Origin of the sequence: Afipia clevelandensis ATCC 49720, from assembly GCF_000336555.1 — a bacterium.
Lineage (GTDB): Bacteria > Pseudomonadota > Alphaproteobacteria > Rhizobiales > Xanthobacteraceae > Afipia > Afipia clevelandensis.
The window spans coordinates 620,407-642,252 of sequence record NZ_KB375281.1 but is presented as its reverse complement, the minus strand read 5'-3'; the positions used below and the strand labels follow the sequence as shown (position 1 = coordinate 642,252).

Here is a 21,846-nt window from a genome sequence, read left to right as displayed (position 1 = left end):
TGAACATGATTGGGCGTAAAGCACCCGTGCCAGCTTGGCGCCTTCTGCTTGACCTCTAACGTCCCGGATTGTATTTAAGCAATACCTTAAATACGAGTTTGACCATGGCCGATGCGCTCGACATGACCTTCAAGGCCCTCGCGGATCCGACCCGGCGCGCAATCCTCGCCCGTCTCGCACTGGGTGAGACTTCGGTGCAGGAGTTGGCAAAGCCGTTCGACATGAGTCTGCCCGCCGTGTCCCAGCACCTGAAGGTTCTGGAGACCGCCGGGCTCGTCACGCGCGGACGCACGGCGCAGTGGCGGCCCTGCCGTCTTGAGCCGAAGGCGCTGAAGGAAGCGAGCGAATGGCTCGATCAATACCGGCGGTTCTGGGAGGAGAGCTTCGGCAAGCTCGACCTCTACCTGAAAGACATTCAAGCAAAGGAAGAGGACACATGACAGCAACTCTCAAGGTCACCGCGAGCGCACCCGACAACCAGCCAACCATCATGATGGAGCGCGAGTTCGACGCGCCGCCGGCTCTTCTGTTTCGCGCCTACAGCGAGCCCGACGCCATGAAGGCCTGGTACGGCCCGAACGGCTTCACCATCACGGTGCTGGCGATGGACTTCCGCGTCGGCGGCCTGTTTCGCTTCACCATGCACGGGCCGGATGGCACGGACTATCCGAACCGCATGCTCTATCGCGACATCGTTCCCGCCGCGCGCCTTGTCTATCGTCATGGCACGGACGTCGACAACGACCCCAATGCATTTGAAGTCGTCACCACGTTCAAGGCCATTGGAGGAAACCGCACGCTGCTGACCAAGACCTCGACCTTCCCGTCGGTCGAGGCGCGCAACGCCGTGATGAAGTTCGGCGCCATTGAGCTTGGCATGCAGACCTTCGAGAAGCTGGCTGCGTATGTGAAGGGCTAACGCCTGATCCGCAAAGCAGAACGCCACCGCCCGTAACAGGCGGCGGCGTTCAAAACACGTCCGAGGTGAGAGTTACTTCTCGACCTGAGATACGTCGCGCACCGCGCCGCGCGCCGCATTGGTGGTCAGCGCCGCGTAAGCACGCAATGCCGGTGACACCACACGCTTGCGGTCCACAGGTTTCCATGCCGCAGCACCCTTGGCTTCCATCGCTGCACGGCGTTCCGCGAGAACAGCATCGTCGAGTTCGACGCTGATGATGCGGTTCGGAATGTCGATCAGGATCGGGTCGCCGGTTTCGATCAGACCGATCAGGCCACCTTCCGCCGCTTCCGGCGAAACGTGACCGATGGACAGACCCGAACTGCCGCCCGAGAAGCGGCCATCGGTGACGAGCGCGCAGACCTTGCCGAGGCCTTTCGACTTCAGATAGCTGGTCGGATACAGCATTTCCTGCATGCCCGGCCCGCCCTTCGGCCCTTCATAGCGCACCACGACGACTTCACCGGGCTTCACGCGATTGCCGAGAATGCCGGACACTGCATCGTCCTGGCTCTCGAACACATGCGCGGTGCCGCGGAAGGTCAGGATCGATTCATCGACGCCCGCGGTCTTCACGATGCAGCCTTCGGGCGCGATGTTGCCGAACAACACCGCAAGGCCGCCGTCCTTGGAGAACGGATGCTCGGCCGAGCGGATCACGCCCTTCTGACGGTCGGTGTCGAGATCGTCCCAGCGCGCGGACTGGCTGAAGGCCACCTGCGTCGGCACACCGCCTGGCGCCGCGCGGAAGAAGGTGCGCACGGCTTCACTGTTGGTGCGGCCGATGTCCCAGCGATTGAGTGCATCCGCCATGGTCGGCGCGTGCACGGTCGGCAGGCTGGTGTCGATCAGCTTGGCCCGCTCGAGTTCACCGAGAATCGCCATCACGCCGCCGGCGCGATGCACGTCTTCCATGTGAACGTCGTTCTTCGCCGGCGCGACCTTGCAGAGACATGGCACGCGACGCGACAGCCGGTCGATGTCGGCCATGGTGAAGTCCACCTCGCCTTCCTGCGCGGCGGCCAAGAGATGCAGCACGGTGTTGGTCGATCCGCCCATGGCGATGTCGAGGCTCATGGCGTTCTCAAAAGCCTTGAAGTTCGCAATGTTGCGCGGCAGCGCGTTGGCATCGTCCTGTTCGTACCAGCGGCGCGCGAGATCGACGATCACATGGCCCGCCTCGCGGAACAGCCGCTCCCGGTCGGCATGCGTCGCCAGCACCGAACCGTTGCCGGGCAGCGAGAGGCCGAGCGCTTCTGTGAGGCAGTTCATCGAGTTCGCGGTGAACATGCCCGAGCACGAGCCGCAGGTCGGGCACGCCGAGCGCTCGACTGCTGCGACTTCCTGGTCGGTGTAGCTGTCATCGGCGGCGACGATCATCGCGTCGATCAGGTCGACCGAACGCTGCGTGCCCTTCACCACGACCTTGCCGGCTTCCATCGGTCCACCCGACACGAACACGGTCGGAATGTTGAGCCGCATCGCGGCCATCAGCATGCCGGGCGTGATCTTGTCGCAGTTGGAAATGCACACCAGCGCGTCGGCGCAGTGCGCGTTGACCATGTATTCGACGGCGTCCGCGATCAGTTCGCGGCTCGGCAACGAATAGAGCATGCCGCTGTGGCCCATCGCGATGCCGTCATCGACCGCGATGGTGTTGAACTCTTTTGCCACGCCTCCCGCGGCTTCGATCTCGCCCGCAACAAGCTGCCCGAGATCCTTCAGATGCACATGGCCCGGCACGAACTGGGTGAAGCTGTTGGCGATCGCGATGATCGGCTTGCCGAAGTCCGAGTCCTTCATGCCCGTCGCGCGCCAGAGGCCGCGGGCGCCGGCCATGTTGCGGCCGTGGGTGGAGGTTCTGGAGCGATATGCCGGCATGGGTGTTCCCTCTTTTATTGGAACGGTTCCAATAAAGGGGTTATTCGACGCTGTAAAATATATTATTAGAAGACGATTAGGTCGACCAGAGTATCAGAAGTGGATATCCGTCAACTCAGGTATTTTGTCACCGTCGCGGACACCCTGCATTTCGGCAGGGCCGCCGGACGCCTTGGCATGACCCAGCCGCCTCTGAGCCAGTCGATCATGATGCTGGAACGCGAACTCGGCGCGCCGCTGTTCGTGCGCACCAAACGCAGCGTGGCGCTGACCCCGTTCGGCGCGGAGTGGCTGCCCCGCGTCCGCGCCGCGCTCGATGGCGTCAACGCCCTGCCCGAGATCGCGCATCAGTTGCGCGACGGCACCGCGGGCCGCCTCGCGCTCTCCTTCGTCAGCACGGCGGACTACAGTATCCTGCCGCTGCTGGTGCGCCGCTATGCCTCGCTCTATCCGAATGTCGAGATCACGCTGACCGAGGCAACCAGCAATGTGCAGATCGCAAACCTGCTCGAAGGCCACGGCCATGTCGGCCTCGTGATTCCGCCGCCGAATGCAGCACTCCCCCACCCGCTCTCCTATTTGCCCCTGGTCACCGAGCCGCTCGTTGCCGCCGTGCCGGAGAGTTGGCTTGCCGACGGCACGCTGTCGCTGTCGGCGGATCGCCTTGCACCGGATTCAGTGGTGAGCGCCCCGCTCATTATCTTTCCGCGGCAGAGCGCGCCCGCCTTCCATGATCTCGTGACCGGCTACTACACGGCCCACGGCGGACAGGCACGGATCGCGCAGGAAGCGATCCAGATGCAGACCATCATCAGTCTGGTGTCCGCTGGCATGGGCATCGCGCTGGTGCCCGCCTCGCTGCGAAACTTAGCGCGCACCGGCGTCCGCTATGTCGATCTCGCGGGTGACGCCCCGATCCTTGAAACCGGCATTACATGGCGCACTGGAGATACGACGCCGACCATTGAACGCTTTGTCAGCATCGCGCGGGAGATGGCGGGCGGTTCGGCATAATCGTCCGCGCCTTACCGGGCCGCGATCAGTTTCAGCCACGGCCCGACATGAAACGCGCTCATCAGCGCATACATCGCGGCCATGCTTCCGAGCGGAGACGCATCGTGCGCGCAGAGCATCGCCATCGCACCGTCGCCGCTGATCCCCGTCACCAGCGCCATGATCGCGAAAGTTGGCGCGGCCATCAGGTGCAGCCACTCGGCTGCACCTGACAGAACCTTTGCGTTGTTGCCTTCGCAAGCGGCGGCCGGTTTATCCGCAAGAGCATTGCTCATGACGCTCTCCTGCATGGTGGACGTGCTGACGGCGGCTAGGCGTCCTTGTTGCGGAACGCTTCTTCGCCGGCATCCGAAACCGCGACCCATTTCGGATCGGGCGCGGCGCCCGGAACGTAACTGTCGTTCCAGTTCCACCACTTGTAAGTCCGGTCCTGCGGATAGCCCGGAGGCGAGTCTTCCCACACCTCCTGACGTCCAAGCGCGGTCATGTCGAGATAACTCCACACGGTCCCCATCGCCTCGTCGCCGCGCGTGTTGATGAGGTAGGTGCGGAAAATGCGGTCGCCGTCGCGGATGAAGGCATTGTGCCCATGCCATAGGTCGACACCGAAATCGGCATCGAAACTGTCGGTGATGGTTACCCACGGAATCCGCTGCCAGCCCATCTTTGCCTTGAGGCGCTTGATGTCGGCCTGCGGCGCGCGCGAGGCGTACACCAGCGTGGTATCGCGTGCATTGAGATGAACCGGGTTGCTGACCTGATCCGCGCCGAGCGAACAGCCGATGCAGGCATGGTCCGGCCAGCCATGTACGCCGGGCTCGAAGAACGCGCGATAGACGATCAACTGGCGGCGGCCGTCGAACAGGTCGAGCAGGCTCAGTGTCCCGTCCGGTCCATCGAACTGATAATTCTTTTCCACCGCCATCCACGGCATCCGCCGCCGTTCGGCGGCCAGTGCGTCCCGCGCACGGGTATGCGCTTTCTCCTTGACCAGAAGCCGCTCGCGCGCGGCCTCCCATTCCTGTGCCGAAACCACCGGCGGCATGTCGATGGTGAGCGGCGCTCCGGTTGTAGCTTCAGTTCCTTGCGGCATGATCTGGTCTCCGTTCTGTTCCTCAATCGCCGGTTCGCGCCGTCCCGATACGGCTTGCTGGCGTCTGGTCGTGAGGTAGATTAGGTCCGGATCAGGAGCGGGCGGGAGTGACAAGTGTGTCGGGATTTCGATGGACTCGCTGATCACGGCCGCCGCACGCGCCCTCGCCACCGGTGATCCGCTCGGCGCGCTGAACCGCGTCGCGCTGCGCGACGATCCGCCCGCGCTCGCGCTGCGGGGCCTCGCCATGGCGCAGCTTGGCGATCTCGCCAAGGCGCGGACACTTTTACAAAAGGCCGCGCGCGCATTCGGCCCACGGGAGGCCGTTGCCCGCGCCCGCTGCGTCGTCGCCGAGGCCGAGATCGCGCTGGTCTCGCGCGATGTCATCGAGGGTCATCTCGGCTGGTCCGCGAAAGCGCTCGACGACGCCCGCGCGGTTCTTGAGCGGCATGGCGACAGGATCAACGCCGGCCACGCCCGGCAACTCGAAATCCGGCGGCTTCTTCTGATCGGGCATCTCGACGAGGCAGAGCGCGCAACGACCGGTCTCGATCCCGCCGCGCTGCCGCCCGCATGGCGCGCAGCCCATGAACTTACCGTGGCGGGTCTCGCAATGCGCCGCCTGCGCATCAAAAATGCGCGCGCAGCCCTCGCGCGGGCCGAACGCGCCGCCCGCGAGGCCCGAATTCCCGCGCTGATAACAGAAGTGGAGAGTGCATCGCGTGTGCTGGACACGCCCGCCGCGCGCCTCATCACGCGGTGCGAGGAGTGCCCGCTCCTGCTCGCGGAGGTCGAGACGCTTCTTGCATCGAAGACGTTCATCGTGGACGCGTGCCGTTATGCCGTCCGGCAGGCAGGCACAACAATCCCGCTCGCCACGCGGCCCGTGCTGTTCACGCTTGCCCGCACGCTTGCCGAAGCGTGGCCGAACGACGCGTCCAGAAACGAACTGCTCGTGCGCGCGTTTCGCGCAAAGCACGCCGATGACTCGCACCGGGCGCGGTTGCGCGTCGAGATCGGGCGGCTGCGCAAGGCGCTGCGCCCGCTGGCCGATATTGCCGCCACCAAGGACGGCTTTGCGTTGATCCCTAACAGCGCGCGAAAGGTCGCGGTGCTGACAACGCCTGTGGAGGAAGAACACGCTGCGGTGCTCGCCTTTCTCGCCGACGGCGAGTCCTGGTCGAGTTCCGCGCTTGCGCTGGCGCTCGGCGCCAGCCAGCGCACGGTGCAGCGTGCGCTCGACGAACTAGCGATGGCAGGCAAGGTGCAATCGTTCGGTCGCGCTCGCGCGCGGCGCTGGATGACGCCGCCGGCAGCCGGATTCACGACGGCATTGTTACTCCCTGCTGCGCTGCCGGGTGATTAGGTTGCGATCATCAAAGCAATGGAGATGCAGATCATGAAACGAGCGGCAGCAGAAATCCTGCGCGAATATGGCCCCTTTCCCGGCGCGGAGGACGTGCATGGCGTGACCTTCGACGGCCAGAATGTCTGGTTCGCCTCTGGCGACCAGCTCAACGCTTTCGATCCGGAGAGCGGGAAGCCCTTGCGCACCATCGACATCCCGGCTCATGCGGGCACCGCTTTCGACGGGCGTCACCTGTTCCAGATTTTTGAACGGAACATCCGCAAGATCGACCCGGCGTCAGGCCGCGTGCTTGCGACCATCCCCGCGCCCGGCGACGGCGGCGATTCAGGCATGGCTTGGGCTGAAGGCTCGCTCTGGGTCGGGCAGTATCGCGAGAAGAAGATTCATCAGGTCGACCCGGAGACCGGCGCGATCATCCGCACCATTGAATCGAACCGCTTTGTCACCGGCGTGACCTGGGTCGATGGCGACCTCTGGCATGGCGTGTGGGAAGGCGACGACAGCGCGCTGCGGCGGATCGACCCGCAGACCGGCGAAGTCTTTGAAGAACTCACTTTGCCGGCGGGTACGGGCGTCTCGGGCCTTGAATCCGACGGCAAGGATCGGCTGTTCTGCGGCGGCGGAAAGAGCGGAAAACTGCGCGCGGTGAAAAGGCCGAAGCGGAGTTAATCCGCGACGGTGTTGGCCTGCATCTCAGCGATGATCCGGTGAAGACAGATCGTCAGCATCGGCCACCCCGCCGGCACCGCCGCCCATTCCGATGCCACCGCCCATTCCTGCACCGACGCCCTTTCCGCCTTTTCCATCGCGCTCGCCTTTGCCGCGACCGCCGCCGTTCCCCGCCGGGCGGACAGGCCCCTGCATCGGAATCGCAAGGTCTGCGGGAATAGGATCGAGATCGAGCGCCTGACGTATAAAATCGCGAAGCGAGACAACAAGGTCGTGGGTGTGAACGGGACGCCCGGCAACCAGTTCTCGCGCCGCGTGCTCGGCCAGGCGAACGTGCTGTTCGGTCCCGAGCAGGATGACGTCGGACAATGCGGTTTCGACGGCATCGCGAATCCGGCGGGCGCGGTCCGACCTCACGACGACGGGGTCCGTGATATCGGCGATGTCCGCTTCGGCGTCTTCCCGCTGCCGGCGCAGATCGCGAAAATGTGTCGGATCGACCGAGAGATCGCCTGTAAACGAGCCGCCAAGCGTCTTGTAGGCAGCGATCAGAACGCGCAACCGTTCATTGATCTGACGATTCATCCGCTCGCGGCGCTGCTGAATCGTGAACATCATGACGAGGCGAATGCCGACGCCGATCAGCGTCACCAGCGCCAGACCGATCAGCGTAATGAGCAGGCTTTGCCAAGAGCTGAAGTCGATGTTGCGCAGCATGGCCTCCTCACTTCAATCGATACACTACGACCGAAAGCGTGGTCAGACTTCTATTCCCACTCGATCGTCCCCGGCGGCTTGCTCGTCACGTCGTAGACCACGCGATTGACGCCCTTCACCTCGTTGATGATGCGCGTCGCGGTCTCGCCAAGGAATTTCATGTCGTAGGGATAGAAGTCCGCCGTCATGCCGTCGGTGGATGTCACTGCGCGCAGGCCGACCACGTATTCGTAAGTCCGGCCGTCGCCCATCACGCCGACGGTCTTCACCGGCAACAGCACGGCAAACGCCTGCCAGATGGCGTCGTAAAGGCCCGCCTTGCGGATCTGGTCGATGTAGACCGCATCGGCTTCGCGCAGGATGTCGAGCTTCTCGCGCGTGATCTCGCCGGGACAACGGATCGCAAGGCCCGGTCCCGGAAACGGATGCCGGCCGACGAACACATCAGGCAGGCCAAGCTCGACGCCAAGCGCGCGCACTTCGTCCTTGAAGAGTTCTCGCAAGGGTTCGACCAGCTTCATGTTCATGCGCGCCGGCAAGCCGCCGACGTTGTGATGCGACTTGATGGTCACCGACGGGCCGCCGGTGAACGAGACGCTTTCAATCACGTCGGGATAGAGCGTGCCCTGCGCAAGGAAATCCGCGCCGCCGATCTTTTTGGCTTCCGCATCGAACACGTCGATGAACAGGCGGCCGATGGTCTTGCGCTTCACTTCCGGATCGGTGACGCCCTCAAGCTCGCCCAGGAAAGTCTTCGACGCATCAACATGCACCAGCGGAATGTTATAGTGATGCCGGAACAGATCGACGACAGTCTTGGCCTCGTCCTTGCGCAGCATGCCATGATCGACAAACACGCAGGTGAGCTGATCGCCAATGGCTTCGTGAATCAGGATCGCCGCCACGGATGAATCGACACCGCCGGAGAGGCCGCAGATCACCCGGCCCTTGCCGACCTGCGCGCGGATTTTCTCGATGGCTTCCTCGCGGAAAGCGCGCATGGTCCAGTCGCCCTTGAGGCCGGCGACCTTGCGCACGAAATTCCTGATCAGCTTGGCGCCGTCGGGCGTATGCACCACTTCGGGGTGGAACTGCATCGCGTAGAACTTGCGCTTGTCGTCGGCGATCACCGAGATCGGTGAGCCCGGCGCCTTGGCCACGCCACGAAAACCGTCCGGCAGTTTTGTCACCCGGTCGCCGTGGCTCATCCAGACGTAATGCTTTTCGCCGACTTTCCAGACGCCCTCGAACAGCGCGCAGTCATCTGTGACCTCGATCAGTGCCCGTCCGAACTCGCGGTGATGACCGGCCTCGACGGTGCCGCCGAGTTGCTGCGCCATGGTCTGCTCGCCGTAGCAGATGCCGAGGACCGGGATGCCGGCGGTGAGGATGGACATCGGCGCGGATGGCGCGTCCTGATCGAGCACGGAGGCCGGGCCGCCGGAGAGGATCACGGCTTTCGGCTTCATCTCCTTGAAGGCCGCTTCGGCCTTCTGGAACGGCACGATCTCGGAGTAAACGCCGTCTTCACGGACGCGGCGCGCGATGAGCTGGGTCACCTGCGAGCCGAAATCGACGATCAGAATCTTTTCGTGAGCGGCCGCCGGGTCGGGCGTCGCTGGGGCGGTCTGGCTGTGTGCTGTCATGGGCAGGAAATACGCGACGGGGGGCGGAGTCGCAACCCCGGAACGTGCGCAAAACAGGGCTTATCGGCAGGTTTTGGTGCCTTGCGATCTCCTCCAGGGTCGTCCCGGCGAAGGCCGGGACCCATACTCCCTGAACTCTCGATTTGAGAGAGATGCCGGAGCGATCGTTTCGCGCCCCACGACGTTCTGTGGTTATGGGTCCCGGCCTTCGCCGGGACGACCCGAGATTTCTATCCCGCCTTTTTCAACACCGACACAAAGAACCCGTCTGTCCCGGTCCGGCGCGGGGTCATCAACAGCCCCTCGACCGACTGGATGGTGGCGGCGGCGAAGTCATCGGCCTTGTCCCAGAGGGGCGACATCACCCGTTCCGTCGGGAGCACCTCGTAGTCGGGATGCCGCGCCGTGAACGCCTTCACCTGCGCATTGTTCTCCTGCGGCAGGACGGAACAGGTGATGTAGGCGATGCGCCCGCCGGGTTTCACCAATCCCGCCGCGCGGTCCAGCACTTCCGCCTGATCCTTGATGCGAACCTCGAGCGCGCCGGGGCGCATCCGCCATTTCGCATCCGGGTTGCGCCGCCATGTTCCGGTGCCGGTGCAAGGCGCGTCGATCACCACAAGATCGGCGGATGCCTTGATGTCACTCAGCGTATCGTCCGGCCCGCGCGGCGTGCGCACGTCCGCATTGTGAATGCCCGCGCGCGAGAGGCGCTCATGGATCGGCGCAAGTTGGCGCTTGTCATGGTCGGTGGCAATCAGACGGCCCTTGCCCTGCATCATCGCGGCGAGCGCCAGCGTCTTGCCGCCTGCGCCCGCGCACATGTCGATCACCTGCTCGCCCGGCTTCGCGCCGCTCAGGAGTGCCGCGAGTTGCGAGCCTTCGTCCTGCACCTCGACCCCGCCCTTGATGAAGGCCTCTTCCGAGTGGATGCCGGGATTGCGCGCATCGGCGCCAAGATCAATCCGCAATCCCCACGGCGACCAAGGCGTTGGGCGCGCGCCGAGATGCTTCATCGACGCCAGCACCTTCTCACGGTTCGCCTTGAGCGTATTGACCCTCAGATCAAGCGGCGCGCGGCTGGCCATGGCGATCGCCTCGTCCACTCGCTCGTCACCGAACACAGTGGCGAACTGCGGGTCGAGCCATTCCGGGTAATCGCCGGCGATGTGCGCTGGTGCGTCCTTCGTGCTGCGCGAGGTCAGCGCCGCGCGCTCATTGTCCGTCAGCGGATCCGGCGCAAAGCGTCCTCCATCGCACAGGGCCGCGACGGCATCGGCATCCAGACCGCGCTCCAGCCTGAGCATGCCGAGCAGCCGCGCACGCGGCGTATCTGCATCCATCAGCCATGCGGACGAGGCCCGGCGGCGCAGCACGTCGAACACGAGCCCCGCGATGGCCGCGCGATCACCGGAACCGGCGAAGCGGTGCGCGGTGCCCCACTCCTTGAGCGCATTCGGCGCAGGAATGCGCTGCGCGTCGATCGCTCCCAGAATCTCGATGGCTGCGGACAGCCGCGCGGCAGGCGTCATGGTCGTCTTTCAGAATCGGCAATCGTCAGATCGCGAGCAAAATCTTCAGCGCGAAATAGACCCACATCACCAGAAGCACAAGCGCCCCGGCGGCGAAGGCCGAAAAGCGCGCCTTGAGGTTATTCGAGGTCGCATAGACACCGGCGTGAATGTAGCGCGTGACCACGAACACCCATGACAGCAGCACCGTGAGGAGATCGGCCTGACGCAGCGGCAGCGCGATGGCGATCAACACGAAGAACAGCACCGGCAGTTCAAACTGGTTGGAATAGGCGTTGCTCACCTGCGCTGCCTTGGTGGGCCATGCCTTCTGGCCGACGGCAATCTCGGAAATCCGCACCTCCCGGCTTTTCAGCGCGCCGGTGCGCACCGAAAACATCCTGAACATCAGGATGAAGGAGAGCAAAACCAGCATGAAGACAGGCAGCAGAACCATCTGAACTGACATCGAAATCCCCCGGAAAATGTGTTGTCCCACCGCTATAGCGGCCCCCTCCTGCGCTGACAATTGTCTCCGCCCCGTGAACCGGAGCGCGGACGGCGGCGACCAATGCCTGGAAAGGATCGGTTCCGGCGTTGGCCGGACCGGCGGGTGCTGCGATGCTGTATATCATCTCGATAATGGCGGGCGTGCTGGGCGCGCTCACGAGCTGGGCCGCGGTGGCGATGATCGCCGCCGCAACCGGTTCCGATAACCTCGTCAAGGGCGAGGTGCGGACCTTCCGCGGCCTCGCCCTTCGCAGCCTCGCCGTCATTCTGATGACGGGCGCGCTCGCCACCGGCGGTTATGGCCTGCGCACTGCCGTGCTGTCGCATCTCGGGATGGTGGCCAAGGCGCCCGCCGTGGAATTTGAAATCAGGTTGCCGCGAACCGCCGCAGCCGCTGACCTCAAGCGCGAAGCGCAGGTTGAACTTCTGACCGATCAGAACCAGACGCTGGCGCAGATCGACGACGGCCTGCTTGCGACAGAAGACGGCCGCGCCGTGCTGCGCGGCTCGGTTCCGCTGAAATTCCGCACCTCCGAGCGAATGGTCGTCCTGAGCCTGCCCGGTGAAGCGCAGCGCGCTTTCAAACTGCGGCTTCCGGCAAATCCGAGCCCCTCGGATGAATTCGGACCCTGGCACATGGTCGATCGCGTGATGTCCAAGACCCGCACCGACACCGCGCGCGGCATCCCGGACGACACCTTCGCCATCCGTTACCGCGTGCTGTGAAGCACCGGCACCGACATTTCATCACCGAAACCTTTGTACGCGACGCATTTCATCACGTTACAATTTTCAGCCTCCTTCATCCCACTGAAAAGCGGGATGAAGGAGGCTTTTCATGTTCACGCCTTGTCAGGCCCGACACGCACAAGCTGCTTGCCGAAGTTGGCGCCCTTGAGCAGGCCCATGAAGGCTTCCGGCGCGCTCGCGAGTCCCTCGGTGACGAACTCCTTGTGCTTGAGCTTGCCCTCGCGCAGCCACTGCGACATGTCGCGGATGAAATCCGGATACATCGCCGCGAAGTCGCGCACGATGAAGCCGCGGAAGGTCAGCCGCTTCACAAGGATGGAGCGCATGATGGTGTTGGCCCATGGCGGCGTCGGCGTGTCCTTGCCGAAGATCGTGTTGTAGTCGGCAATCAGGCCGCACACCGGAATGCGCGCGAAATCATTCAGGCGCGGCAGCACCGCATCGAACACCTTCCCGCCGACATTCTCGAAGTAAACGTCGATGCCCTTCGGGCACGCTTCCTTCAGCTTCGCCTTGAGGTCAGCGTCGCGATGGTCGAGGCATTCATCGAAGCCGAGTTCGTTCTTGACGTAGTCGCACTTCTCCTTGCCGCCCGCGATGCCGACAGCGCGCGCACCCTTGATCTTCGCAATTTGGCCAACCGCCGACCCCACCGCGCCTGACGCCGCTGCGACCACCACGGTCTCGCCGGGCTTCGGCTGACCGATGGCGAGCAGGCCAGTGTAGGCGGTCATACCCGGCATGCCGAGCACGCCGACGGCGGTGGAAATCGGCGCGATGTTCGGATCGACCTTGCGCACGCCCTTGCCGTCTGACAGCGCGAACTGCTGCCAGCCTGTGTGTGCGAGCACGTAATCGCCCTTCGCAAAGCCGGGATTCTTCGAGTCCATCACTTCGCAAACGGTGCCGCCTTCCATCACGCCGCCGATCGGCACCGGCGCGGAATAGGACGGTCCGTCGTCCATGCGCCCGCGCATATAGGGATCGAGCGACAGCCAGACCGTGCGCAGCAAAATCTGCCCCTCTCCCGGCGTTGGCACCGGGTAATCCTCCAGGCGAAAATTCTCCGGCTTGGGTTCACCGACAGGACGGGAGGCAAGAACGATACGCTTGGCTGACTGGGACATGGTGTTTCCTCGGCTTATGGATCGTGACGACTGTTTAGCCGAGCGCGTGCCTCATGACCATGCGGCCCAAAGCAACAACGGGAGCGGCATGACATCCATGCCGCTCCCGTTTTAAACAGAGTATGTACTTTTAAAGATCAAGCCGCCGTGAGCTTGGCCAGCGCCTTGTCGAAAGCCGCCGCTGCGCTCGGCAAATCCTTGAACGCGAGGCCGCTGTCGGCGGGCTGCTTCTGCTTGTCGGTCGCGCTCGGACGAATTTCGGCAACCGGTTTGCCGTCCTCAAGAACAGCTTTCGGCGCGATCACATGGAATTCGTGATCTTCGGCCGGCGCATCCTTCGGCAGGAAAACACCGAGATAGGCCGTGCTGTCGCCGCGGCGATAGGAGATGTAACGCTCGATAGCGACCGAGCCGTCGCGCTGCATGCCGCCCAGCTTCGCAAAGCCCTTCGAGTCCAAAAGGCGATGGGCCTTGAAACCCTTCACGCCTTCCGACTTCGCCTTGGCGGTTTCTTCGGAAAGATCGTATTTGCCGGCGACTTCCTTGCCGACCTCGGCAAGCTGCTCAGAGACCGTGTGCTCGAATTCCTTCAGCTCCGAACGCGGCTTCGATGCCTTGCGCGGCTTCAGCGCATTGCGCTTCTCGAGCTCGGTCTGGCATTTCGCCACCACGTCCGCGACGGACCTCCGCTCGGCGTTCACCATCAGGTTCTTCAGATCCTGATCCGAAAGCCCTGCAATCCTGTCGTCTGTCCAATCAACCATAATGTTCTTCTCTAAGTTTTAGGAAAATTGCGTCCGGAAAAGCTGCCGCTCGGCGGCTCCGGAAACGAACGCCGCCGCGCAGCGCAATGGCGCGCGCAGGCAGCCTGTTCTGACAGGACGTTGAGGCCGAAATGGGACGGAACCAGTTAAGCCCCGCCCGGATAATTCGGGCTTTCGCGGGTGATGGTCACGTCGTGGACGTGGCTTTCGCGCAGGCCCGCGCCGGTGATGCGGACAAATTCCGCCTTGTCGTGGAAGTCCTGGATGTCCTTCGCGCCGACATAGCCCATCGCGGCGCGCAGACCGCCCGCGAGCTGATGCAGCACATTGGCGACCGGTCCCTTGTAGGGGACCTGTCCTTCCACGCCTTCCGGCACCAGCTTGAGCGTGTCCTTGATATCCTGCTGGAAGTAGCGGTCGGCCGAGCCGCGCGCCATCGCGCCGACCGAACCCATGCCGCGATAGGCCTTGTAGGAACGGCCCTGCCACAGAAACACTTCGCCCGGCGTCTCGTCGGTACCGGCCAGCAGCGAGCCGACCATCGCGACATCCGCACCGGCGGCAAGCGCCTTGGCGAGATCGCCGGAGTACTTGATGCCGCCGTCGGCAATCACTGGAATGTTCGCCTTCTTCGCCGCCTCGACCGAATCCATGATCGCGGTGAGCTGCGGGACGCCGACGCCCGCAACGATGCGCGTGGTGCAGATCGAGCCCGGGCCGATACCGACCTTGATCGCGTCCGCGCCGGAATCGATCAGCGCCTGCGTGCCTGCCGTGGTCGCGACATTGCCCGCGACAACCTGTACGGCGTTGGACAGCCGCTTGATGCGGTTGACGGCTTCGAGCACGCGCATGGAATGTCCGTGCGCGGTATCGACCACGATCACGTCGACGCCTGCGTCGATCAGCCTTTCCGTGCGCTCGAAACCACCCTCGCCGACCGTCGTTGCAGCAGCAACGCGCAGACGTCCCTGCGCGTCCTTGGATGCCAGCGGATGTGCGACCGCCTTTTCCATATCCTTCACGGTGATGAGGCCGACGCAGCGATACTGATCGTCGACCACCAGCAGCTTCTCGATGCGGTTCTGGTGCAGCAGCTTCTTGGCCTCGGTCTGGCTGACGCCTTCCCTCACCGTAATGAGGTTCTGGTGCGTCATCAGCTCGGAGACCTTCTGCTCCGGATCGGTGGCGAAACGCACGTCGCGGTTGGTGAGAATGCCGACCAGCTTGCCGGGCTGCGCCTTGCTGCCGCCGGTCACCACCGGAACGCCGGAGATGCCGTGATCCTTCATCAAGGTCAGCGCATCGACCAGCTTGGCCTCGGGACTGATGGTCAGCGGATTCACCACCATGCCGGATTCGTACTTCTTGACCTGACGGACCTGCGCGGCCTGACCTTCGGGATCGAAATTGCGGTGAAGAACGCCGATGCCACCGGCCTGCGCCATGGCGATCGCCATGCTGGCTTCGGTCACGGTGTCCATCGCGGAGGCGATGATCGGAATATTGAGCGGGATCGCGCGGGTCAGATGGGTGCGGACATCGGCATCCGAAGGCAGAATGTCGGACAGGCCCGGTTTCAGCAACACATCGTCGAATGTGAATGCTTCGCGAATACCCTGACCCAACTGATTTGCCATTGCCAACTCCGTTCAGCAGCCCGTGACTGCGACATAACCTTGAGGATGCGCGTGTTCGGCGGCCGCCAGCGCGTCGCTCGAATCGAAGCCCATCGGTAGGGTTGGCGGTGGTCGATAGCATGACCGCATGACGTTTCAAAGCATTTCGCTCGAAATTCAGCGGTTTTTGCGCATGGGACGTCTGCAAAAGCCCCTCTAACAGCGGGCTTTTCTCCACAGGGCCGATTTCACAACGAGTTTATTGACCCAATGCGCCCGGACTGGCCTATCAGGGATCGCTATTCTCTCCCTGCCTGTCCTGCTCCAAAAATCCTTCCACAAAGCCGAGATGATGCAGAAGGAACGCCTGATACCGCTGATCGTCGCCTGCGCCCTGTTCATGGAGAACATGGACTCGACGGTGATCGCAACGTCGCTTCCCGCCATCGCCGCCGACATCGGGACCAGCCCGCTGACGCTGAAGCTGGCGATCACGTCCTACCTGCTGTCACTCGCAGTGTTCATTCCGGCCAGCGGCTGGACCGCCGACCGTTTCGGAGCACGCGCGGTGTTCAGCGCCGCCATCGGCGTGTTCATGATCGGCTCGATCGGCTGCGCGCTCTCGACGTCGATTACCCACTTTGTGATCGCACGTATCATCCAGGGCATTGGCGGGGCGATGATGACGCCGGTCGGCCGTCTCGTGCTGCTGCGCTCCATCGACAAAAGCGCACTGGTGAATGCGATGGCGTGGGTCACCATGCCCGCGCTGATCGGCCCGGTGATCGGACCGCCGCTCGGCGGTTTTATCACCACATATTTCTCATGGCACTGGATCTTCCTGATCAACATTCCGATCGGGCTGCTCGGCATCTGGCTGGCGCTGAAATACATCGACCCTATCAAGAGCGAAAATCCCGAACGGTTCGATTTCGTCGGTCTCGTGCTCGCGGGCCTCGGCGTGGCCGGCCTCGCGTTCGGCCTCTCGGTCGCCGGGCTTGGCCTGCTGCCATGGCAAATCGTGATCGCGCTGATTGTCGGCGGCGGCATCGCCATGGGCTTCTATCTGTGGCACGCCAGACGCACCGCCTCGCCTGTGCTCGATTTCACGCTCATCCGGCATCCGACACTACGCGCGAGCCTGACTGGCGGATTCATGTATCGCCTCGGCATCGGCGCATTGCCGTTCCTGCTGCCGCTGCTGATGCAGATCGGCTTTGGGCTGTCGCCGTTCAAGTCGGGCCTTGTGACATTTGCATCGGCGGTCGGTGCCATCTTCATGAAGGCACTGGCCGGACGGATCATCCGCACCTTCGGCTTCCGCAACATCCTGTCGATCAATGCGGTCGCAAGTTCATTCTTCCTCGCGGCCTGCGCCCTGTTCACGCCGGACACATCGCTGCTGCTGATCATGATCATCCTGATCGTCGGCGGATTCTTCCGCTCGCTGCAGTTCACGGCGATCAACACCATGGCCTATGCTGAAGTGTCACCCGGCGAGATGAGCCGTGCGACGACGCTGGTCAGCGTCAACCAGCAGCTTGCGATCTCGGCAGGCGTTGCGGTCGGCGCTTTCGCGGTCGAGGCGACCATGGCGGCCAATCATTCAACGGAACTCGGCGTGAACGATTTCTGGCCGGCCTTCATTGTCGTGGCCATTCTCTCGGCGCTGTCGGCGGTGTCGTTCTGGCGGCTGCCGGAAGATGCCGGGCACGAAATTTCGGGCCACCGGGTTCCGACGATGGAAGGCCCCAAGGCCGCCGAAGCGGCCGCCGCGGAATCCACCCATGACGCGCGGGATCAGAAGCTGGGCTAACGCACCTGTTTCGATAGCCCGTTCTCGCCCCTAAATCCCGTGGCCAGCACATAGCGCTCCGACGAATCCTGCCGGCTGGCGGCGGGCTTGACGTGCTTCACGCTGGCGAAGTCGCGCTTGAGCTGCACCAGCAGGTCGGCGTCGGCACCGCCCTGAAACACTTTTGCCAGAAACGTGCCGCCCGGATTGAGAATCTCGCAGGCGAAGGCCGCCGCGCTTTCCACCAGACCGATGATGCGAAGCTGATCGGTCTTGCGATGGCCCGTGGTGTTCGCCGCCATGTCGGACATTACCACATCCGCGCCGCCGCCGATCATCGCGCGCAGTTTGTCCGGTGCATTGTCGTCGAGAAAATCCATCTGCGCGAAAGTCACGCCGGGGACCTCCGGCATGTCCAGAAGGTCGATGGCGACGACCTTGCCTTTGCCTTCCAGCGATCCGACGCGCTTCGCGGCGATCTGGCTCCAGCCGCCCGGCGCGGCACCGAGGTCGACCACGACCTGCCCTCGCTTCAGGAGCCGGTGCTTGTCATCCATTTCCTGCAGCTTGTAGGCTGCGCGCGAACGGAAGCCATCGCGCTTGGCCTGCGCGACATAGGGATCGTTGAGCTGACGCTCGAGCCAGAGTTTCGACGACAGCTTGCGCTTGCCGCCGGTCTTGACGGTCACATGCAGCCGGCCGGTGGTGTCTTTCGCCATAAAGCAGGATCAATCTAAAACGGGGTACACGCATCCCATACGACGTTTCAGCCGCGGCGTGAACACTTTAGCAATTCGGGATCGCGCCGTCGGCCCGCATCATTTCGACCAGCATCCCCTCGCGCAGACCACGGTCCGCCACCCGCAGGCGCGGCAACGGGAACGCCTTGCGGATCGCATCGAGAATGGCGCATCCGGCCAGCACGAGATCGGCCCGCTCGGCGCCGATGCAGGCATTCCGCGCGCGGTCCTGATAGGTCATGTCGAGCAGGCGCGCGATGGCGCGGTCCATGTCGGCGTCGTTCATCCACAAACCATCGACCCGGCGCCTGTCATAATGCGAGAGGCCAAGGTGAATGCCCGCAACCGTTGTTACGGTGCCGGATGTGCCAAGCAAATGCATGCCGGTCAGATCATGCCCGTGCTGTTCGGCGAACGGCGCGAGATGGCTCGCCACTTCGGCAACCATCGCGCCATAGGATTCGCGTGTCACATGCATGCCGCCGAACTTTTCCGCCAGCGTCACCACGCCAAGCGGCAGCGAGACCCATGGCCCTTTTACCGGCGCGGCGTGCGGTTGTCTGGCAGGACGTGCAATGCGCACCACTTCGGTCGAACCGCCGCCGATGTCGAACAGGATCGCACCCGCGGCCTTCGGATCAAGCAGCGGCGAGCAGCCGATCACCGCCAACGTCGACTCTGTCTCACGGTCGATGACTTCCAGCTTAATGCCGGTCTCCCGCTCGATCAGGTCGAGAAACGCATCCGAATTGTCGGCGGCGCGGCAGGCTTCGGTGGCGATGGTGCGCAGCCGCTTCGCGCCCTTGGCGCGGATCTTGTCGCCACATACACCCAAGGCCCCGACCGCGCGCGAGATCGCGGCGTCACTGATGCGTCCGGTCGTCGAAATACCCTCGCCAAGCCGGATGATGCGCGAAAAGGAATCGATTACGCGGAATCCGTCATTGGATACGCGCGCGATCAGCAGACGGCAGTTGTTGGTTCCAAGATCGAGGGCAGCATAGGCAGCGCCGTGGACGCGGGCGTCGCCGCGGCCCTGCGCCTCCTCAACCGTCGCCGGTGGCGGGCTGACGGACGATCCGTCGTGCAGCCGCACATCCTCAGTCATGCAAATCCCTCTGCGGCGTGGAATCCACACCGCGAACTCTGTTCAAACAAAGTCTAACAGCGTGGGTCAGCGGCGCAACCGGAGCATGTCCTTTCGGACATTGCGGTTCTGGTTTTGCTGACATATTTCAGGAGAAGCCCCAGCAAATGTGCACCTAACCCTGCCATTTCCCGCGTCACACCGCCTTTTCAACGGATTCACCATGCTCGATCATCCCTCCGGACTTTCGGCCGAGAACGATATCGCACTGCAAAAATTCGGGGTCGGCCAGCCGGTCCGGCGCAAGGAAGACGACACATTGGTCCGGGGCAAGGGAACCTATACCGACGACATCAACCTGCCCGGCCAGACATATGCGTGGATCGTCCGCAGCACCCACGCGCACGGCCGAATCAAGAGCATTGATACCGAGGCGGCAAAGGCGATGCCCGGTGTTCTCGGCGTGTGGACCGGCAAGGACCTTGCCGGATACACCCCCTTCAGCGTCGGCCTGCCGCTGAAGAACCGCGACGGCTCTCCGCTGCTACAGACCAACCGCCTGCCGCTGATGACTGACAAGGTTCGCTTTGTCGGCGATCCCGTCGCGTTCGTTGTAGCCGAAACGCTGGCTCAGGCCCGCGACGCCGGAGAAGCCGTCGTGGTCGATATCGAGCCGCTGCCGTCCGTGACAAGCGCGGAAGATGCCGCGGCGCCGGGCGCGCCGCTGCTTTACGATCACATCCCGTCCAATGTCGTGCTCGATTATCATTCCGGCGACGACGCCGCGCTCGATGCAGCGTTTGCAAGCGCCGCGCATGTCACACGCCTCGGTATCGTCAACACCCGCCTCGCGGTCGTGGCGATGGAGCCGCGCGCAGGCGTTGCGAGCTACGACAAGAAGACCCAGCGCTTCACCATCGAGGTGCCGACCCAGGGCGTGTCCGGTAACCGCCTGTCGCTCGCAAAGACGCTGAACGTGCCACCCGACAAGGTTCATTTGCGCACGCGCAATGTCGGCGGATCGTTCGGCATGAAGAACACGAACTATCCGGAATACATCTGCATCCTGCATGCCGCGCGCGAACTCGGCCGCGCGGTGAAATGGACCGACGAGCGCTCGACCAGCTTTCTCTCCGACAGCCACGGCCGCGCGCAGGACGTGCATTGCGAACTGGCGCTCACCGCCGACGGCACGTTCCTGGGCGTGCGCGTACGCGGCTTTGGCAATCTCGGCGCCTACATCACCGGCGTCGCCCCGCTGCCGCTGTCGCTGAACATCGCCAAGAACATCAACAGCGTATATCGCATGCCGCTGATCGGCGTAGACATTAAGTGCGTGCTCACCAACACCACGCTGATGGGCGCCTATCGCGGCGCGGGCCGGCCCGAGGCGAACTATTTCATGGAGCGGCTGATCGATCGCGCGGCCGACGAAATGGGTCTCGACCGTCTCGCGTTGCGCAAGCGCAACTTCATCAAGCCGTCGCAGATTCCATATGCGGCGGCGAACGGCCTCACCTACGACAGCGGCGACTTTCCCGGGGTGTTCGCCCAGGCTGTTGAGCAAGCTGATCTCGCAGGCTTTGCAAAACGCAAGAAAGAGAGCCGCAAGCGCGGCAAGCTGCGCGGCATCGCCGTCGGCTCCTATCTCGAAATCACCGCACCGCCCAGCGCCGAGCTTGGCAAGATCGTGTTTGAAGCCGACGGATCGGTACGGCTGATCACCGGCACGCTCGATTACGGTCAGGGCCATGCGACGCCGTTTGCGCAAGTCCTTGTGGCGCAGCTTGGCGTGCCGTTCGACGCCGTAAAACTCACGCAGGGCGACAGCGACATCGTGCACACCGGCAACGGCACCGGCGGTTCGCGCTCCATCACCGCGAGCGGCGCGGCGATTGTGGAAGCCTCAAAGCTGGTGATCGAGAAAGGCAGACAGGCGGCCGCTCATCTTCTTGAAGCCTCCGAAAGCGATATCGAATTCGCGGACGGACAATTCACCATCGCCGGAACGGATCGCAGCATTGGCATCATGGATCTCGCAGCGAAGCTGCGGGATACGAAAATGCCCGACGGCGTGCCCGCGTCACTCGACGTCGATCACACCGTGCAGGGCGTTCCCTCGACATTCCCCAACGGCTGCCACGTCGCCGAGGTCGAGATCGACCCCGAGACCGGAGTCGTTCAGATCGTCCGCTACAACGGCGTCAACGACTTTGGCACCGTGGTCAATCCAATGATCGTCGCCGGGCAGATTCACGGCGGTGTGGCGCAAGGCATCGGTCAGGCGCTGATGGAATGCGTGACCTACGATGACAACGGCCAGCCGGTGACCGGCTCCTTCATGGACTATGCGCTGCCGCGCGCCGGCGACATACCTTCCATGACCCTGAGCAACCATCCCTCGCCCGCGACATCGAATCCGCTCGGCACCAAGGGCTGCGGCGAAGCCGGCTGCGCCGGAAGCCTCGCCACCATCGTCAACGCGGTGCTGGATGCGCTGGCCGACGAAGGGGTGACGAGCATCGACATGCCGCTCACGTCAGAAAAAGTCTGGCACGCTATTCAGGACGGGCGGAAGGCGAAGGCGGCGTGA

At 63.5% G+C, this 21,846-nt stretch carries 20 protein-coding genes; 8 read left to right on the top strand and 12 right to left on the bottom strand.

All coding sequences use genetic code 11. From position 1 onward, the window contains the following. Positions 1–104: 104 nt before the first annotated feature. Complete coding sequence (locus HMPREF9696_RS02845; RefSeq protein ID WP_002711438.1) at positions 105–440, top strand: ArsR/SmtB family transcription factor; 336 nt, start codon at positions 105–107, stop codon at positions 438–440. Continuing rightward, positions 437–919, top strand: a complete 483-nt coding sequence (locus tag HMPREF9696_RS02840; RefSeq protein WP_002711437.1) for an SRPBCC family protein — start codon at positions 437–439, stop codon at positions 917–919. Before HMPREF9696_RS02845 ends, HMPREF9696_RS02840 begins: the two co-directional genes overlap by 4 nt. Before the next feature lie 72 nt (positions 920–991). On the opposite strand, the gene ilvD is transcribed toward HMPREF9696_RS02840, so the two are convergent. After that, the gene (gene ilvD / locus HMPREF9696_RS02835; RefSeq protein WP_002711436.1) at positions 992–2,842 is read right to left on the bottom strand and encodes a dihydroxy-acid dehydratase; all 1,851 of its coding nucleotides are present in this window, start codon (positions 2,840–2,842) and stop codon (positions 992–994) included. 99 nt (positions 2,843–2,941) lie between these two features. Between ilvD and HMPREF9696_RS02830 the strand changes: the two genes are divergently transcribed. Next, positions 2,942–3,856 carry a LysR family transcriptional regulator gene (locus tag HMPREF9696_RS02830; RefSeq protein WP_002711435.1) on the top strand — a complete coding sequence of 305 codons (915 nt, stop codon included), beginning with the start codon at positions 2,942–2,944 and terminating at the stop codon, positions 3,854–3,856. Between the two features lie 11 nt (positions 3,857–3,867). Here HMPREF9696_RS02830 and HMPREF9696_RS02825 read toward each other — a convergent pair whose 3' ends face one another. Both HMPREF9696_RS02825 and HMPREF9696_RS02820 read right to left on the bottom strand, forming a co-directional pair. Beyond that, entirely contained in the window at positions 3,868–4,131 is a 264-nt protein-coding gene (locus HMPREF9696_RS02825) for a hypothetical protein (protein WP_002711434.1), read from the bottom strand. Between the two features lie 35 nt (positions 4,132–4,166). After that, on the bottom strand, positions 4,167–4,949 hold the full coding sequence (locus HMPREF9696_RS02820; RefSeq protein ID WP_002711433.1) for a DUF899 domain-containing protein: 783 nt from the start codon (positions 4,947–4,949) through the stop codon (positions 4,167–4,169). 130 nt (positions 4,950–5,079) lie between these two features. Here HMPREF9696_RS02820 and HMPREF9696_RS02815 point away from each other — a divergent pair, with 130 nt between their 5' ends. Together HMPREF9696_RS02815 and HMPREF9696_RS02810 are read left to right on the top strand one after the other, a co-directional pair. Continuing rightward, on the top strand, positions 5,080–6,315 hold the full coding sequence (locus HMPREF9696_RS02815; protein ID WP_002711432.1) for a hypothetical protein: 1,236 nt from the start codon (positions 5,080–5,082) through the stop codon (positions 6,313–6,315). Between the two features lie 33 nt (positions 6,316–6,348). Then, entirely contained in the window at positions 6,349–6,987 is a 639-nt protein-coding gene (locus HMPREF9696_RS02810) for a Vgb family protein (RefSeq protein WP_002711431.1), read from the top strand. A gap of 24 nt (positions 6,988–7,011) precedes the next feature. Here the strand turns inward: HMPREF9696_RS02810 and HMPREF9696_RS02805 are convergent, their stop codons facing one another. The 4 genes from HMPREF9696_RS02805 to HMPREF9696_RS02790 all read right to left on the bottom strand — a co-directional run bounded on the left by HMPREF9696_RS02805 (position 7,012) and on the right by HMPREF9696_RS02790 (position 11,330). Beyond that, positions 7,012–7,704 carry a hypothetical protein gene (locus tag HMPREF9696_RS02805; protein ID WP_002711430.1) on the bottom strand — a complete coding sequence of 231 codons (693 nt, stop codon included), beginning with the start codon at positions 7,702–7,704 and terminating at the stop codon, positions 7,012–7,014. 50 nt (positions 7,705–7,754) lie between these two features. Further along, positions 7,755–9,350, bottom strand: coding sequence for a glutamine-hydrolyzing GMP synthase (gene guaA, locus HMPREF9696_RS02800; protein ID WP_002711429.1), 1,596 nt, complete (start codon positions 9,348–9,350; stop codon positions 7,755–7,757). Between the two features lie 230 nt (positions 9,351–9,580). Beyond that, positions 9,581–10,882 (bottom strand): RsmB/NOP family class I SAM-dependent RNA methyltransferase, encoded by a 1,302-nt coding sequence (locus HMPREF9696_RS02795; RefSeq protein ID WP_002711428.1) that lies wholly within the window; start codon positions 10,880–10,882, stop codon positions 9,581–9,583. Positions 10,883–10,907: 25 nt separating this feature from the next. Beyond that, positions 10,908–11,330, bottom strand: coding sequence for an MAPEG family protein (locus tag HMPREF9696_RS02790; RefSeq protein WP_002711427.1), 423 nt, complete (start codon positions 11,328–11,330; stop codon positions 10,908–10,910). Positions 11,331–11,482: 152 nt separating this feature from the next. Here HMPREF9696_RS02790 and HMPREF9696_RS02785 point away from each other — a divergent pair, with 152 nt between their 5' ends. Next, entirely contained in the window at positions 11,483–12,097 is a 615-nt protein-coding gene (locus tag HMPREF9696_RS02785) for a hypothetical protein (protein ID WP_002711426.1), read from the top strand. A gap of 116 nt (positions 12,098–12,213) precedes the next feature. On the opposite strand, the gene HMPREF9696_RS02780 is transcribed toward HMPREF9696_RS02785, so the two are convergent. From HMPREF9696_RS02780 to guaB, 3 genes are all read right to left on the bottom strand, one after another. Beyond that, entirely contained in the window at positions 12,214–13,248 is a 1,035-nt protein-coding gene (locus tag HMPREF9696_RS02780; RefSeq protein ID WP_002711425.1) for an NADP-dependent oxidoreductase, read from the bottom strand. 137 nt (positions 13,249–13,385) lie between these two features. Continuing rightward, entirely contained in the window at positions 13,386–14,012 is a 627-nt protein-coding gene (locus HMPREF9696_RS02775; protein WP_002711424.1) for a hypothetical protein, read from the bottom strand. Positions 14,013–14,158: 146 nt separating this feature from the next. Then, positions 14,159–15,652, bottom strand: coding sequence for an IMP dehydrogenase (gene guaB, locus HMPREF9696_RS02770; protein ID WP_002711423.1), 1,494 nt, complete (start codon positions 15,650–15,652; stop codon positions 14,159–14,161). Positions 15,653–15,983: 331 nt separating this feature from the next. Here guaB and HMPREF9696_RS02765 point away from each other — a divergent pair, with 331 nt between their 5' ends. Then, positions 15,984–17,447: a DHA2 family efflux MFS transporter permease subunit gene (locus HMPREF9696_RS02765; protein ID WP_040301775.1), complete on the top strand. Its 1,464-nt coding sequence runs from the start codon at positions 15,984–15,986 to the stop codon at positions 17,445–17,447. On the opposite strand, the gene HMPREF9696_RS02760 is transcribed toward HMPREF9696_RS02765, so the two are convergent. Beyond that, positions 17,444–18,145: an RlmE family RNA methyltransferase gene (locus HMPREF9696_RS02760; protein ID WP_002711421.1), complete on the bottom strand. Its 702-nt coding sequence runs from the start codon at positions 18,143–18,145 to the stop codon at positions 17,444–17,446. The genes HMPREF9696_RS02765 and HMPREF9696_RS02760 overlap by 4 nt on opposite strands. Positions 18,146–18,212: 67 nt before the next feature. Continuing rightward, on the bottom strand, positions 18,213–19,274 hold the full coding sequence (locus HMPREF9696_RS02755) for a Ppx/GppA phosphatase family protein (RefSeq protein WP_002711420.1): 1,062 nt from the start codon (positions 19,272–19,274) through the stop codon (positions 18,213–18,215). Positions 19,275–19,476: 202 nt separating this feature from the next. Between HMPREF9696_RS02755 and HMPREF9696_RS02750 the strand changes: the two genes are divergently transcribed. After that, a complete protein-coding gene (locus HMPREF9696_RS02750; RefSeq protein ID WP_002711419.1) occupies positions 19,477–21,846 on the top strand; it encodes a xanthine dehydrogenase family protein molybdopterin-binding subunit in 2,370 nt (789 codons plus the stop codon).

What these genes read in the sequence shown, in the direction of transcription:
- HMPREF9696_RS02845 (WP_002711438.1), top strand. Translation starts at nt 105, where the DNA reads ATGGCCGATGCGCTCGACATGACCTTCAAGGCCCTCGCGGATCCGACC.
- HMPREF9696_RS02840 (WP_002711437.1), top strand. Translation starts at nt 437, where the DNA reads ATGACAGCAACTCTCAAGGTCACCGCGAGCGCACCCGACAACCAGCCA.
- ilvD (WP_002711436.1), bottom strand. Translation starts at nt 2,842, where the DNA reads ATGCCGGCATATCGCTCCAGAACCTCCACCCACGGCCGCAACATGGCC.
- HMPREF9696_RS02825 (WP_002711434.1), bottom strand. Translation starts at nt 4,131, where the DNA reads ATGAGCAATGCTCTTGCGGATAAACCGGCCGCCGCTTGCGAAGGCAAC.
- HMPREF9696_RS02820 (WP_002711433.1), bottom strand. Translation starts at nt 4,949, where the DNA reads ATGCCGCAAGGAACTGAAGCTACAACCGGAGCGCCGCTCACCATCGAC.
- HMPREF9696_RS02815 (WP_002711432.1), top strand. Translation starts at nt 5,080, where the DNA reads ATGGACTCGCTGATCACGGCCGCCGCACGCGCCCTCGCCACCGGTGAT.
- HMPREF9696_RS02810 (WP_002711431.1), top strand. Translation starts at nt 6,349, where the DNA reads ATGAAACGAGCGGCAGCAGAAATCCTGCGCGAATATGGCCCCTTTCCC.
- HMPREF9696_RS02805 (WP_002711430.1), bottom strand. Translation starts at nt 7,704, where the DNA reads ATGCTGCGCAACATCGACTTCAGCTCTTGGCAAAGCCTGCTCATTACG.
- guaA (WP_002711429.1), bottom strand. Translation starts at nt 9,350, where the DNA reads ATGACAGCACACAGCCAGACCGCCCCAGCGACGCCCGACCCGGCGGCC.
- HMPREF9696_RS02795 (WP_002711428.1), bottom strand. Translation starts at nt 10,882, where the DNA reads ATGACGCCTGCCGCGCGGCTGTCCGCAGCCATCGAGATTCTGGGAGCG.
- HMPREF9696_RS02790 (WP_002711427.1), bottom strand. Translation starts at nt 11,330, where the DNA reads ATGTCAGTTCAGATGGTTCTGCTGCCTGTCTTCATGCTGGTTTTGCTC.
- HMPREF9696_RS02785 (WP_002711426.1), top strand. Translation starts at nt 11,483, where the DNA reads ATGCTGTATATCATCTCGATAATGGCGGGCGTGCTGGGCGCGCTCACG.
- HMPREF9696_RS02780 (WP_002711425.1), bottom strand. Translation starts at nt 13,248, where the DNA reads ATGTCCCAGTCAGCCAAGCGTATCGTTCTTGCCTCCCGTCCTGTCGGT.
- HMPREF9696_RS02775 (WP_002711424.1), bottom strand. Translation starts at nt 14,012, where the DNA reads ATGGTTGATTGGACAGACGACAGGATTGCAGGGCTTTCGGATCAGGAT.
- guaB (WP_002711423.1), bottom strand. Translation starts at nt 15,652, where the DNA reads ATGGCAAATCAGTTGGGTCAGGGTATTCGCGAAGCATTCACATTCGAC.
- HMPREF9696_RS02765 (WP_040301775.1), top strand. Translation starts at nt 15,984, where the DNA reads ATGCAGAAGGAACGCCTGATACCGCTGATCGTCGCCTGCGCCCTGTTC.
- HMPREF9696_RS02760 (WP_002711421.1), bottom strand. Translation starts at nt 18,145, where the DNA reads ATGGCGAAAGACACCACCGGCCGGCTGCATGTGACCGTCAAGACCGGC.
- HMPREF9696_RS02755 (WP_002711420.1), bottom strand. Translation starts at nt 19,274, where the DNA reads ATGACTGAGGATGTGCGGCTGCACGACGGATCGTCCGTCAGCCCGCCA.
- HMPREF9696_RS02750 (WP_002711419.1), top strand. Translation starts at nt 19,477, where the DNA reads ATGCTCGATCATCCCTCCGGACTTTCGGCCGAGAACGATATCGCACTG.